The sequence below is a fragment of the Amphritea japonica ATCC BAA-1530 genome (assembly GCF_016592435.1).
Taxonomy (GTDB): Bacteria; Pseudomonadota; Gammaproteobacteria; order Pseudomonadales; family Balneatricaceae; genus Amphritea; species Amphritea japonica.
The window spans coordinates 2,506,494-2,519,730 of sequence record NZ_AP014545.1 but is presented as its reverse complement, the minus strand read 5'-3'; the positions used below and the strand labels follow the sequence as shown (position 1 = coordinate 2,519,730).

At 47.8% G+C, this 13,237-nt stretch carries 11 protein-coding genes; 3 read left to right on the top strand and 8 right to left on the bottom strand.

The genetic code is table 11. The features are described 5' to 3' along the window. Positions 1-367: 367 nt before the first annotated feature. Both AMJAP_RS11710 and AMJAP_RS11705 read left to right on the top strand, forming a co-directional pair. Positions 368-1,312 (top strand): porin, encoded by a 945-nt coding sequence (locus tag AMJAP_RS11710; protein ID WP_019620374.1) that lies wholly within the window; start codon positions 368-370, stop codon positions 1,310-1,312. Positions 1,313-1,532: 220 nt separating this feature from the next. Then, positions 1,533-2,240 (top strand): MlaA family lipoprotein, encoded by a 708-nt coding sequence (locus tag AMJAP_RS11705; protein WP_019620375.1) that lies wholly within the window; start codon positions 1,533-1,535, stop codon positions 2,238-2,240. Between the two features lie 85 nt (positions 2,241-2,325). Here the strand turns inward: AMJAP_RS11705 and tal are convergent, their stop codons facing one another. The 4 genes from tal to AMJAP_RS11685 form a co-directional block, all read right to left on the bottom strand. Next, on the bottom strand, positions 2,326-3,282 hold the full coding sequence (tal, locus tag AMJAP_RS11700; RefSeq protein WP_019620376.1) for a transaldolase: 957 nt from the start codon (positions 3,280-3,282) through the stop codon (positions 2,326-2,328). A gap of 20 nt (positions 3,283-3,302) precedes the next feature. Beyond that, a complete protein-coding gene (gene dusA / locus AMJAP_RS11695) occupies positions 3,303-4,292 on the bottom strand; it encodes a tRNA dihydrouridine(20/20a) synthase DusA (protein ID WP_019620377.1) in 990 nt (329 codons plus the stop codon). Between the two features lie 27 nt (positions 4,293-4,319). Continuing rightward, positions 4,320-4,535: a hypothetical protein gene (locus AMJAP_RS11690; protein ID WP_019620378.1), complete on the bottom strand. Its 216-nt coding sequence runs from the start codon at positions 4,533-4,535 to the stop codon at positions 4,320-4,322. A gap of 326 nt (positions 4,536-4,861) precedes the next feature. Further along, on the bottom strand, positions 4,862-5,548 hold the full coding sequence (locus tag AMJAP_RS11685; RefSeq protein ID WP_019620379.1) for a class I SAM-dependent methyltransferase: 687 nt from the start codon (positions 5,546-5,548) through the stop codon (positions 4,862-4,864). 85 nt (positions 5,549-5,633) lie between these two features. Here AMJAP_RS11685 and AMJAP_RS11680 point away from each other — a divergent pair, with 85 nt between their 5' ends. Then, positions 5,634-6,029 carry a diacylglycerol kinase gene (locus AMJAP_RS11680; protein WP_026339966.1) on the top strand — a complete coding sequence of 132 codons (396 nt, stop codon included), beginning with the start codon at positions 5,634-5,636 and terminating at the stop codon, positions 6,027-6,029. Between the two features lie 9 nt (positions 6,030-6,038). Here the strand turns inward: AMJAP_RS11680 and AMJAP_RS11675 are convergent, their stop codons facing one another. The 4 genes from AMJAP_RS11675 to AMJAP_RS11660 are packed head-to-tail and all read right to left on the bottom strand — an operon-like array spanning position 6,039 to position 13,078. Continuing rightward, complete coding sequence (locus AMJAP_RS11675; RefSeq protein ID WP_019620381.1) at positions 6,039-8,687, bottom strand: nitrate reductase; 2,649 nt, start codon at positions 8,685-8,687, stop codon at positions 6,039-6,041. 59 nt (positions 8,688-8,746) lie between these two features. Then, positions 8,747-9,082: a nitrite reductase small subunit NirD gene (gene nirD / locus AMJAP_RS11670; protein WP_019620382.1), complete on the bottom strand. Its 336-nt coding sequence runs from the start codon at positions 9,080-9,082 to the stop codon at positions 8,747-8,749. A gap of 16 nt (positions 9,083-9,098) precedes the next feature. Next, complete coding sequence (gene nirB, locus AMJAP_RS11665; protein ID WP_019620383.1) at positions 9,099-11,645, bottom strand: nitrite reductase large subunit NirB; 2,547 nt, start codon at positions 11,643-11,645, stop codon at positions 9,099-9,101. Further along, positions 11,642-13,078, bottom strand: coding sequence for an NAD(P)/FAD-dependent oxidoreductase (locus tag AMJAP_RS11660; RefSeq protein WP_019620384.1), 1,437 nt, complete (start codon positions 13,076-13,078; stop codon positions 11,642-11,644). The genes nirB and AMJAP_RS11660 overlap by 4 nt, the downstream gene beginning before the upstream one ends. Between the last annotated feature and the right edge of the window lie 159 nt (positions 13,079-13,237).

Sequence of the window (13,237 nt, the reverse complement as noted above, 5' to 3'; positions counted from 1 at the left end):
AGTAACTGTTTAAAAAGATAGAATAAATAGTTGCGAATGGCGGGTGGTTATGCTGTAATGCGCCAAATTTATTAAAACGCACTCTGATTACGGCAGCTAAAAACAATGATTTCACAGCTCTTAATAGCGCCGAAATTGTTGAAAAAGCTAAAGAAGACCAAATAGAATGCGATAAAGAATACTAAGGGCTGGCATAGGTGTTAGCTCAAAAGAAGTATTGATAACTGATATTTTTTTACTCATATCATTGCAATATTTCTATTTTATAGTATTTTTCTTGGTAGCTACGCGTAGTTGATGACGCAAAGCGATAAGAAATAATTAAAGTTTGACTACTAGTACGTTAAATATTGAAGGGGAAACATTAATGAAAAAGTCTATTATTGCTCTGGCTGTAGCTGGCGCTATGACTGCACCACTGGTTGCACAAGCTGACGCTACTCTGTACGGCTCTCTGCGTGTTCAAATTGCTGATGCAGAAGGTGCAGCACTGGATATCCAGGACAACACTTCACGTATCGGTATCAAGGCTACTTCTGAGCTGTTCTCTGGCGCGACTGCAATCGCTCACTTCGAGACTTATGCAAACACTGAATCCGGTTCTTTCGGTACTCCAGGTAAAGGCCGTCTGGCTTATGTTGGTGCTACCGGTGATTTCGGTACAGTTCTTGTTGGTCGTCAGTGGTTGCCAGCTTACCTGTGGACTGTTGGTAAGACTGACATCATGGCTGCTGCTTCTACTGAAACAACTCACAGCTACGGTACTGGCGGTCGTCAGGGTAATGCTGCTGCATACCTGTCTCCAGTTATGGGCGGTCTTCAGCTAGCTGTTGCTGGTGTTGCACGTGATGCTGCTGGCGTTGATGCTGGTGGTGATGCTGGTACTCAGGTTGATGCGACTCACGTTGCAGCTAACTACTCTGTTGCTGGTTTCGGTATCGCACTGTCTACACTGCAGTATAACGGTGTTGTTGATGAGAACATCAACTCTCTGGGTGTAAACTACTCTGCTGATAACCTGTACGTAGGTTTCTCTGTAGAAGATGACGAAGTTAACCGTAACGGTGCTGACTCTGTAATGGTTCTGGCGGGTTCTTACGCTATGGGCAACACTAAGGTTCTGGGTTCTATCACTGATTTCGGTGATGACGCTGCAGACGTAGATGGCGGCAAGCGTTACATTGCTGAAGTTCAGCAGAAGCTGGGCAAGCAGGCATTCGTATTTGCTAACTACATCGAAGCAAGCGGTGACGCTACTGATGCTGGTAACGCAGTTGATACTTTCGCTGTAGGTTACAACGTAAGCTTCTAATCTTTATTTAAAGATTAAGCTTATAAAAAAGGGTCCTTCGGGACCCTTTTTTCGTTTTCATATATTCTGTTGTTTGCGGTTCAATGCTGATTGTTTCTTTTCTGCCCAGGGCAAAGATCGCTCGCATCTTTGTTTGTTGTAGTGCACAATTTATTCTTATATATTCCAATATATCTGTATATCATTAAACGTTAATAGTCTGTTACTAAGGAATCTGCTTATGCGTTGCATAAAAAGACTATCTATTCTGTTGTTATTGTTACCTTCTTTTGTGGTTGTGTCTGCTGCTGTTGCCCAGGATGGGAATAATGAGATTGATCCGTGGCAGGGCTTTAATCGTTCTGTTTTTGAATTCAATGAAGTATTGGATGGTTATCTTCTCAAACCGGCAGCCCAGGGTTATCAGTTCGTAACGCCTGATATTGTTGAAACTGGGGTTAGTAATTTTTTTGGTAATCTGGCTGATGTAGGAAGTATTGTTAACAGCTTGTTGCAGTTGAAGGGTGAGGCGGCGGTCCAGGATTTTTCCCGGGTAATTTTTAATTCCACAATAGGGTTAGGTGGAATTATCGATGTAGCCACGCCAATGGGTTTGCCTGAGCATAAAGAGGATTTTGGTCAGACGCTGGGGTATTGGGGAGTACAATCGGGACCTTATCTGGTTCTGCCGCTTTTAGGCCCTTCGAATGTACGTGATGGTATCAGCAAAATACCTGATTCAATGCTTGATCCTGTTGGAGAAGTTAATCCTATACGTACCCGTAACCAGCTTTATGCTTTACGCATTGTAGATACCCGGGCGGATCTGTTGGCGGCGGAGCAGCTTTTGAACGGAGATCGCTATACGGCAATACGGGATGCTTATATGCAACGCCGGGAATTCTTGGTTAACGATGGTCAGGCTGTATTTGACGATGATCAGTTCTAGAAAGTAATGGCTTCCCTGTGACGAACATAAAAAAACGCATCTTTAAGATGCGTTTTTTGGTTTTGGAGGTTTCCTGGTAAGGCTATCAGAGTTGACTGAGTAACTGCTCCAGCTTTACCTGATCTGCAGCAAAGTTACGAATGCCTTCGGCTAGTTTCTCAGTGGCCATTGCATCTTCGTTCATGGCCCAGCGGAACGATTGCTCGCTGTTCAATTGTTTCGCCTCATCGGAAACCGGATCACTGGCTAGCAGCTTTTGATCTAACGGTAGCTTTGTTTCAGCCAGTTCGTTAATCAATCCGGGGCTGATGGTCAGGCGATCGCATCCAGCTAATTGACGGATCTCTTCGCTGTTTCGGAAACTGGCGCCCATCACTACGGTTTTGTAGCCATGCTGCTTGTAATAATTGAATATACGGCTGACAGACAAGACGCCTGGGTCTTTAGATCCGCTAAGATCTGTGCCTTCAGGGCTGTTGGCTTTGTTCCAGTCAAGAATACGGCCAACAAAAGGGGAGATCAGAAATACTCCAGCGTCTGCACAGGCAACTGCTTGTGCAAAACCAAATAGCAGGGTCAGGTTGCAGTTGATGCCCTGGCTTTCTAACTGACGAGCGGCTTCAATACCTTCCCAGGTCGATGCGATTTTAATCAATACTCGTTCGTTGCTGACACCGGCTTCCTGATACAGTCCCATCAGTTTTTTTGCTTTAGCGATGGTCGCTTCAGTATCAAATGAGAGTCGGGCATCTACTTCGGTAGAGATGCGTCCAGGAATCACTTCAAGGATTTCACATCCGACCAGAACCGCTAACTTATCGGTCATGTTGGCTAATTGCTCTGCTTCACTGCCTCCCTGACTTATCGCCCATGCTTTGGCTTTTTCAAGATAGGGGCGGTATGCAGGGTCCTGGCTGGCTTTAAGCAGCAAGGACGGGTTGGTGGTGGCATCAACCGGTTTCAGGTCGCGGATGGCGTTAATATCGCCGGTATCGGCAACAATGGTGGTCATCTTCTTTAGCTGATCCAGCTGGCTTTCCATATGTATCATCCTTTAATTTTTTAGATCGCCGCAACTTTAGCTACGGCCTGTTTCAATACGTCTACACCCGCTCCAGCCTTATGGGCATTCTCACTCAGGTAGCGTCGGAACTGACGTCCCCCAGCTTGTGCGTGAAAAAGTCCAAGTAGATGGCGAGTTATATGGCCCAGATAGCAACCCTGTTGAAGTTGCTCTTCGATGTAAGGGTACATCTGCTCAATAATCTCTAGTCTGGATTGAATAGCAATTCCTGGATTATAAAGCGCGTCGACTTCGGCCATCATATAGGGGTTATGGTAGGCTTCCCTGCCTATCATCACACCATCAACCTGCTGTAAATGTTCGCGGGTTTCTTCTAAGGTTTTAATACCGCCATTAATGAGGATTTCCAGTTCGGGAAAAGCTTCCTTAATCCGGTAGACCCAGTCATATTTAAGCGGTGGAATATCCCTGTTTTCTTTTGGGCTTAATCCCTGAAGTATCGCTTTTCTGGCATGGATTATAAAGGTTTTGCAACCGGATTCTCTGACAATAGATACGAAATGATGAAGCTCTTCGTAACTATCCATGTCATCGATACCTAAGCGATGCTTAACGGTTACCGGGATGCTCACGGCAGATTGCATTTTTTCCAGGCATTCAGCGACCAGCTTGGGGTGGGCCATCAGGCAGGCGCCAATCATATTGTTCTGAACCCGATCGCTGGGACAGCCGACGTTAAGGTTTACTTCGTCATAGCCAAAGTCTTCAGCCATTTGGGTACAGGTAGTAAGATCGGCAGGATTGCTCCCACCAAGTTGAAGTGCCAGTGGATGCTCCTGCGGGTTATATTGCAGAAATCGTTCCCGGTCTCCGTGTATCAGTGCACCGGTGGTCACCATCTCAGTATAGAGCACTGCATTTTGGCTGATAATACGGTGGAAGTATCGACAGTGGCGATCTGTCCATTCCATCATGGGTGCAACACAGAATGTGCGGTTAATTCCTGCACTTTGTTTTTCAGCAGTCATGTGTCAGAGTCGTTCCGGATTAGTTTTTTAGCGCTTTGATATTTCTCGCATCAGACCGCTGAGATCTAACCCCTGTAGGTCGGCTAGTTTCTCAATATCAGTTTGAGTACGAGGGGGGGCTTTACTGGCGGCTTTAATCGCCAGTTTTTTTTCTACTGCTTTTTGCTTCAGCTTGTCTAACAGGCTATTTAACTGGTCCAGACTGAGGTTGCTCAGTTGAATATCAATTTCGTTATTTTGCATCAGATAAGATCAATTTCCAGAGAAAGTGCAATATTCCATACTTATCTGCAGCTCTTGTGCAGAATACAATTACGTCCTTGGAGGTCCGCAGAGTTCTTTATTTGTGCTTAGGCATTTAAAGTAGTTAACAAAAGGCCATTAACGGAAGACCACTAACAAAAGTTTAATTATACAAAATTAATAAAAAGAGCTTATATATTCAGTGTAGCGTTAACTCCGATGAATGAATCCCGGGGTGTATGGCGTACAAATTAATATCTTGTTAATAACACTTCGAATGCGAAATCTATTGCGGCAAGCAACTATAACATTCAAACAGATAGTATTTAAACTGATATCGCAGCAATTCTCACCGCGCGGCCATTTTTAAACAGTTCTGATTCAATTACTTTGAAACCACAGCGTTCTAGCAGCTGTATAAGGTCCTCAGGGTGGTAGCGGTTGTGTTCCTGAAAATGCTGAAAGGCGTTGGTCAGCGCCTCATAATCCGGGGTATGGCTGCCCAGATTAATATCAGCATATTGGTGTTCCAGGTAGTCGGCCAGTGGTTGGCGAACCATGTCACAAAGGATTAATACACTACCGGGTTTCAGCCAGCTGCGCAGTTTACTGAACAGAGTTACGGGCTGGTGCAGTTCATGAATCAGAAGATTGGCCAGAACGACATCTACGGAATGCACTGGAATGTCCACTGTGGGGTTGTTGAGATCATCGATGATGATATTAATATTAGTGGCCAGACCGTTGATACGGTCTAGCATATAGGGTGCGAGTTCTATGCCGGTAAGGCGGGCATTTGGATAGAGGGCTGCCAGTTCATTCAGCCAGAGTCCTGGACCGCATCCGAGATCGATTACAGAGGCTTTATCAGACAGTTGCCGATCACAATGACGGTGCCAGAAGGTTTGGAAATCTCGATCATGATTCTTAGCGTGACTCTGAATCGTTTTTTCGGCGGCTTTATGACCATCGCCTCCGTGGTGGCGGCATAGATACTCAGTGGTTTTTTGCATCTTTATTTGAATGCTCTGTGAGTCATAGTATGGTCATTATTTTCATGTTTTAATGCCGGTTTCGCAATTGAAAGTAGTGATATACATGCACCAGATCAAACGGACCGGCGTTTCTCGTTTCTACTATGCCACTAAATATTCAATGCAGGGAATTAAAGCCGCCTGGATAGAAGAGCCTGCTTTTCGTTACGAGGTCGGGGCATTAGTGGTGATGGTGCCTGGAGCTATCTGGTTGGCTGAGTCAGGCATTCAATTAGCATTGATGTTGGGCTGCTGTTTTCTGGTATTAGCGTTCGAGATTGTTAACTCAGCGATAGAAGCGGTCGTCGATCGCTGGGGGCCTGAATATCACGAGCTGGCAGGGCGGGCTAAAGATATGGGCTCTGCCGCGGTGTTTATGATGCTGAATATGACCTGGATTATCTGGGCTGGCATTGCCTGGGATAACGGTTATCTGGACTTTATCAAAGGTTTTTTCTGATGTTTAATATCAAAGCAACGCCCGGATTTCCGGCAGGCAGGAACCACAGTTACTGCCGCATTTTAGCTGCGTGACGAGTTTTTCAATATTGTTCGCCCCCTGATGTATCGCCTTGCGAATGCTTTTTTCACCGACTTCAAAACAACTGCATACGATTGCCCCCGAGTCATGGTTGTTATCAACCGGTTTACCTGCCAGAAGTGCCATCCGCTGAGCGGGGGAGGCTGTTATCTGGTCGAACTGTTTACTCAACCAATGGCTGTTGGGTAATTTCTCAGTCGAAGCAAAAAACAGTAGCTCGGGTGTTTGATCACGGAAGCTGACTAATCGATATGTTTCTCCTGAATCGAGTTCGATCTGGTCGTCATCGCTAAAGGTCACCATGGATTTAATCCAGGTTTTCCAGTTTTCTGGTAGTTGAGTGCCCGCCAGCTCATAACGAAAGCCTCTTTTCTGAGGAATTTTACTCCAGTATTCGCAAGGCAGATTAGCGAGTTCCATCTCTGTAATCAGGATTGCCTGCCAGCGGCTGTTTAGTTTATTAATACTGACCGGGCAGTGTTTTGCTTCGGGTTGCCCAGAGATAGGGTCCTTAATCGATGCAAACAGACTATCCACCCGGGCCAGCGAGGCGAACTGGTCCGTCCAGTGAATCGGCATAAAGACTGAACCGGCGGGTTGCCCTGCTGTAATTTTTGCTCGCGCCAGGCAGCGACTGATAGCACTCTGTATCTCAACCAGATCCTGTTCAACGATACCTTTATCTGCGGCATCATGTAGAGAGATTTCTACATAGGGTTGATCGATATGATTGAGTAACCGGCTGGCTTTGCCAGTGCGGGTCATCGTGTGCCATTGATCGCGAATTCGCCCGGTATTCAGTACCAATGGGTAAGTTTCTGATACCTGGCTGATAGGCGCGGCAGGTGTTACCGGTATCATTCTTGCCCGGCCGGACGGGGTATTAAACCTGCCGTTGACGAACAGGCGCGTTGAATCAGTCTTGCTATCTTTTATCGCAGGCCAGCGAACCGGCTTCATATTGTGATATTCATTTTCTGATAACGTCGCGAGTGACGATATATCAAAGAAGCGTTTACCACTGTTTCGAAAGCCTGACAGTTCAGCATGTTCGGCGAATATCTCAGCGGGCGAATTGAATCTAAAGCCTTCTTCAAATCCCATTGTCTGCGCAACAGAACAGATGATCTGCCAGTCATGCAGGCTCTGCCCCGCGGGTTCTAAAAAGCCTTTCTGACGTGAAATTACCCGTTCAGAATTGGTCACGGTACCGTCTTTTTCCGCCCAACCGGTTGCAGGTAGCAGCACATCAGCGCAAGCGGTAGTATCGGTTTTCTCCATGCAATCAGAGACAACCACCAGTTCGCAACGTTGCAGTGCTTCACGAATAAAGTCTGCATTGGGCATACTAACAACTGGATTGGTACCGATAATCCAGATCGCTTTTATCTTGCCATCATGGATAGCCTGGAACATGTCGACCGCTTTTAAACCCTCTTTTCGGGCTATATTCGGGGCCTGCCAAAAGGTTTCTACCAGTTCTATATTTTCCGGATTGCTGAAATCCATATGTGCCGCGAGCTGGTTCGCCAGCCCACCGACTTCCCGTCCGCCCATTGCGTTGGGCTGACCGGTTATCGAGAAAGGTGTAGCGCCGGGTTTACCAATCTTTGCGGTCGCCAGGTGACAGTTTATTATCGCATTACCTTTATCTACTCCTGAAGAGGATTGATTGATCCCCTGAGAAAAGAGCGTGACAACTTTATCGATCTGAGAGAACCATTGGTAAAGTTGTTTAAGATCAGGTTTGTCTAATCCGCATAATTCTGCTGTTTGGGTTAGATCGGCCGTGAGAGTTCTGGCAGCCTGTAGAGCGTCCTCAAAGCCTTCGGTGTGGTCGTTGATATATGAGTTATCAAGAGCGTTATTGTCCGCCAGGTGGCTCAACAGGCCGGTAAACAGGTATCCATCACTACCGGGCTTGAGTGGTAGGTGCAGGTCGGCAATATCGCAGGTGGCTGTCCGACGCGGATCAATGACAACGACCTTCATCTCCGGGCGGGCTTTTTTTGCCGCGACAATTCGCTGGTAGATGACCGGATGTGCCCAGGCGGTATTCGATCCCACCAGTATAAGCAGGTCGGTCAGTTCCAGATCTTCATAACAGCCCGGTACCAGATCAGCCCCAAATGCACGTTTATGAGCGGCGACTGCGGAAGACATGCAGAGGCGGGAATTGGTATCAACATTGGCCGAGCCAATAAAGCCTTTCATCAACTTATTGGCAACGTAATAGTCTTCGGTAAGAATCTGGCCGGAGAGATAAAGTGCGACTGAATCGGGGCCATATTTCTTTATGGTTTCACTAAAACCCTGAGCAACATGATTAAAGGCTTTGTCCCAGCTGACCGTTTCACCCTCGATTTGAGGGGCTAGTAGCCTGCCTTCCAGCCCAGAGGTCTCGTGCAGGGCTGAACCTTTAACGCAGAGTCGGCCCTGATTGGCAGGGTGCGCCTTGTCGCCACTTACCGCAATCAGCCGATTCTCACTTACCCTGGCATTTACACCGCACCCCACTCCGCAGTAGGGGCAAGTGGTTTTTACCTGGCAAGTGTCTGGGCTGGTTGCGATAGTCATCAATCAGGGTGTCCTGTAGGTTTGTTGTGTGTAACGTTTATTCGAATTTTAAAAGAGCACTAAAAAAGAACCTGGACCTCACCATTTTTAATCTGGGCAGGCCAGGATTGTATATGGGTATTTTCATCATCCAGGCAACGGCCGCTTTTAAGACAGAAGTGCTGCTTATAAACCGGTGAGGCAACAAACAGATCATCACCTTTAGAACCGATCAGCCCACGGGACAGCACATTGGCCTGGCTGAACGGGTCATGGTTGGCGATGGCAAATACGTCTTGCTCTTTTTCTACATAAAACAGGGCTATCTGAACGTCCTTTACCAGCGCGCAGATTCCGGAGTTTGGCACCAGATCGTTTTGACTACAGACCGTAGTCCAGGTTGTACTATGAGTCATTTCTATATCCTCTGTATCAGCTAACCAGTTTGATAGGCTCGGCCTGAATGTTCGCTTTTTCTTCTGTTGTCGCGGGACGGATCTGCTGCCGTTCTTCAACAAAGACAACGTTACTGTCACTGGCATCGGAGTTAACAAACTGTCGGAAGCGCTTCAATGCTTCAGGACTTTCCAGAGTGGTTTTCCATTCGCACTGATAGGTTGCTACAACATGATCCATCTGCTGTTCCAGTGCATCACCCAGGTTCAGGCTGTCATCGATGACCACTTGTTGCAGATAGGCCAGACCACCCTCCATATTTTCCATCCAGACGGAGGTACGTTGTAAACGATCGGCGGTCTTGATGTAGAACATCAGCACGCGGTCGATGTAGCGAATCAGGGTCGCTTTATCCAGATCGGTGGCGAACAGGTCACCGTGACGAGGTTTCATTCCACCGTTGCCACAAACGTAAAGGTTCCAGCCATTTTCCGTCGCGATAATACCGATATCTTTACTTTGTGCTTCGGCACATTCCCGGGTACAACCGGATACCGCAAACTTAATTTTATGAGGTGCTCGCAAGCCCTTATATCGGTCTTCCAGTTCAATCGCCAGACCAGCGCTATCATCGACACCGAAACGACACCAGGTACTGCCGACACAGGATTTCACCGTACGCAGGGATTTACCGTAGGCATGCCCGGTTTCAAAACCGGCTGCTATGAGTTCTTCCCAGATTGGGGGGAGCTGGTCTAAGCGCGCACCGAACAGGTCAACCCGCTGACCACCGGTAATCTTGCTATAAAGATTATATTTCTTAGCCACCTGACCGAGGATTATCAACTTATCGGCAGTTATCTCTCCACCGGCAACCCGGGGTACTACGGAATAGGTACCATCCTTCTGCATATTTGCCATAAAGGTGTCATTGGTATCCTGCAGCGCAATGTTTTTTTCGCTGAGGATGTAATCATTCCAGCAGGAAGCCAGAATGCTACCGACGGCCGGACGACAGATTTCGCAGCCGTGACCGCTGCCATGCTTGTCTAGTAGTTCGTCAAAGCTACGGATCTCTTCAACCCGAATCAGGCTGTAGAGCTCCTGACGGGTGTAGGGAAGGTGTTCACAGAGGTCGCGGTTTACTTCGACGCCCATCTCTTCTAATTCATGATTAACCAGATCGGTCAGCAACGCAGCACAGCCGCCACAGCCAGTGGCTGCTTTGGTGGCACCTTTAACATCTCCTATTGTGCAACATCCTGCATCCAGTGAGGCTCTCACGTCACCTTTGCTCACATCATGACAAGAACAGATCTGGGCTGTCTCCGGCAGGGCCGCAACCCCCAGCCCGGTCTGTTGATCATCACCTCGATTGGGCAGGATTAATGTGTCGGGATACTCCGGCAGGTGAATGCCGTTGAGCATATATTGCAGCAGCGTGCCGTACTGTTCGGCATCGCCGACCAGAATTGCGCCAAGGAGTAGTTTTCCATCTTCAGACACAATCAGCTTTTTATATATCCCTTCGCGTTCATCAATAAAGCTGTAGTTCTGCGCGCCAGGTGTTCGACTATGGGCATCGCCAATACTGGCAACGTCAACACCCATTAATTTAAGCTTGGTACTCATGTCGGCACCGGTAAAACAGTCTTCGCCATTGGTTAAGTGAGATACGGCCACTTTAGCCATCTGATTGCCTGGGGCAACCAATCCGAAAATCTGTTTATTCCACAGGGCGCATTCACCAATAGCGTAGATAGAGGGGTCAGAGGTCTGGCAGTTATTGTTGATTACGATACCGCCGCGTTCACCGACGTCCAGTTCACTCTGGCGCGCCAGTTCATCGCGTGGGCGGATACCGGCAGAGAAGAGAATAAGATCTGTTTCCAGTACTTCACCATCGGCAAAATTCATTTTGTGGAAACACTGCTCACCGTCATCGATCAGCTGGGTGTTCTTCTCGGTATGTACCGTTACACCTAGTGCTTCAATCTTCTGACGCAGTATTGCACCGCCACCATTATCCAGTTGAACAGCCATCAGGCGAGGCGCGAACTCAACCACGTGGGTCTCTAGCCCCAGATCTTTTAGCGCTTTAGCCGCTTCCAGCCCGAGCAGACCACCGCCGACAACGGTACCGACTTTAGAATTTTTAGCCGCTTCAGCAATCGCTTCCAGATCATCAATGGTACGGTATACCAAACATTGTGAACGATCATGGCCCGGTACCGGAGGTACAAAAGGGTATGAGCCGGTGGCCAGAATAAGTTTGTCATAGCTTAGTTCACGACCCTTATCAGTGGTTACCGATTTGTAGCCGCGATCAATCATTGTGACTTTTTCCCCAGTCAGCACGTTAAGACCCCAGCTGCGGTAAGTGTTGGCATTACCCATGGCCAGATCTTCAGCGGTCGAACCGGAGAAGTAAGCACTTAGCTGAACCCGGTCATAGGCTAATCGGCTTTCTTCGCAGAAAACGGTTACGTCAAAGCTTTCCAGCTGACCGCTGTCGGCCAGGCTTTGAAGAAATTGATGGCCCACCATACCGTTACCGGCGATAACTAATTTTGTTTTACTCATAAGGTTGCTCCTGTTGCCAGGCTAAGTTCCTGTGGATTAAGGTCTGGTGCAGAAGAGACCGGTGTCTCTGGCACGCCCGCAGTGATTGATTTTGAGATAGAGTCGGTTTCGCAGTAGCGCCAGCCAAAGATCAGGTCCGGCGCCAAATGTTGAACTGGCTGTTGAGTCTGGATCAGCTCGAAGTACTTGTTACCATCGTTAACCGCGCCGTAGAGCACAGCGCCGGTGAGTTTTTGGTCACGAAAAATAAGCTTGCGATAGACGCCATTGTTATTGTCCTGATAGACGACCGTCTTGTTTTCAGGGCTGCCCATAAACTCGCCGGCTGAAAACAGATCGATACCTGATACTTTGAGTTTTGTCGCACAGGGCTGAACGCTAAAGCGATGATCTGATGTTTCGCACAGTTGATCGGCCAATACTGCGGCCTGGTCCCATAGAGGGGCAACCAACCCAAAGGTATGTTGGCCAAACTGAGTGCATTCACCCAGTGCAAATATATTCGGATGAGAGCTCTGCATCTGGTCATTGACCAGAACTCCCCTGTCGCAATCGATCGCACTGGCTTTCGCCAGCGAGTGATTGGGCGTTATGCCGATTGCGATAACGGCCAGTTCTGTGTTGAGAACTGAGCCATCACTCAGGGTAATTTGCTGGAGAGCGTCCTTCTGCACAGAGGTCTTCTCTACAAAGACCTTCTTAAGAGCCTCAGAGTTTGAGTGCACTTCGCTTTCTGAACCACCAGACAGAAGGGCAGGGCTCTCATCGGAAGATATTGTTTCTTGACCGGAGAATTGAATGATTTCCGCATTGAGGCGAAAGCTGATGCCACGTGCTTCCAGCGACTGTTTAAGCAGTTCACCTGCTGCCGGATCAAGTTGCCGGTTTAGTAACCATCCGCCCCGATGAATAACCGTGACATTAAGTCCTTGTTGGCACAGTCCCCAAGCGGCTTCCAGACCAAGTAAGCCTCCGCCAACCACCGTGGCATGCTTGATGTTGCTGGCCTTATTCATGATGCGATCGATATCGTCCAGCCTGCGAAAGCTTAATATACCTTCCACCCCGACGTTACGCGCTGCAGGGGGAATAACAGGGTTGGAGCCGGTTGCCAGCACTAGTTTGTCATAGCTTAATATCGTCCCGTTGTGACACTTAATCGTCTGATTGTCAGTATCAATGCCGGTCACGGTAACGCCGTTATGCAGGGTTATATTGTGTTCCTGATACCATTGTTCTGAATGGGTGACGATATCGCAGGCCTTAATTTCCCCAGCCAGAACGGGAGAGAGCATAATCCGGTTGTAGTTTGCATAGCCTTCTGCGCCGAATACGGTGATCCGGAACTTATCCGGGTCACGCTTCAGAATATCGTCAAGCAGACGGCCTGATGTCATGCCGTTACCGATGATGATGAGATGAGGCTTTGTCATAAAAAATCCCAAAAAAAAATGGCATCCATCAACCGGTACGAATACCGGAGGATGAACACCATTGTTCAAAAAATATGAGAAGCCGAAGATAGGCACTTAGAGTAAAGCAGAGACCGTGCCTGATTTGTTTATTTATATATTTTTCAATTAGTTAGGTGT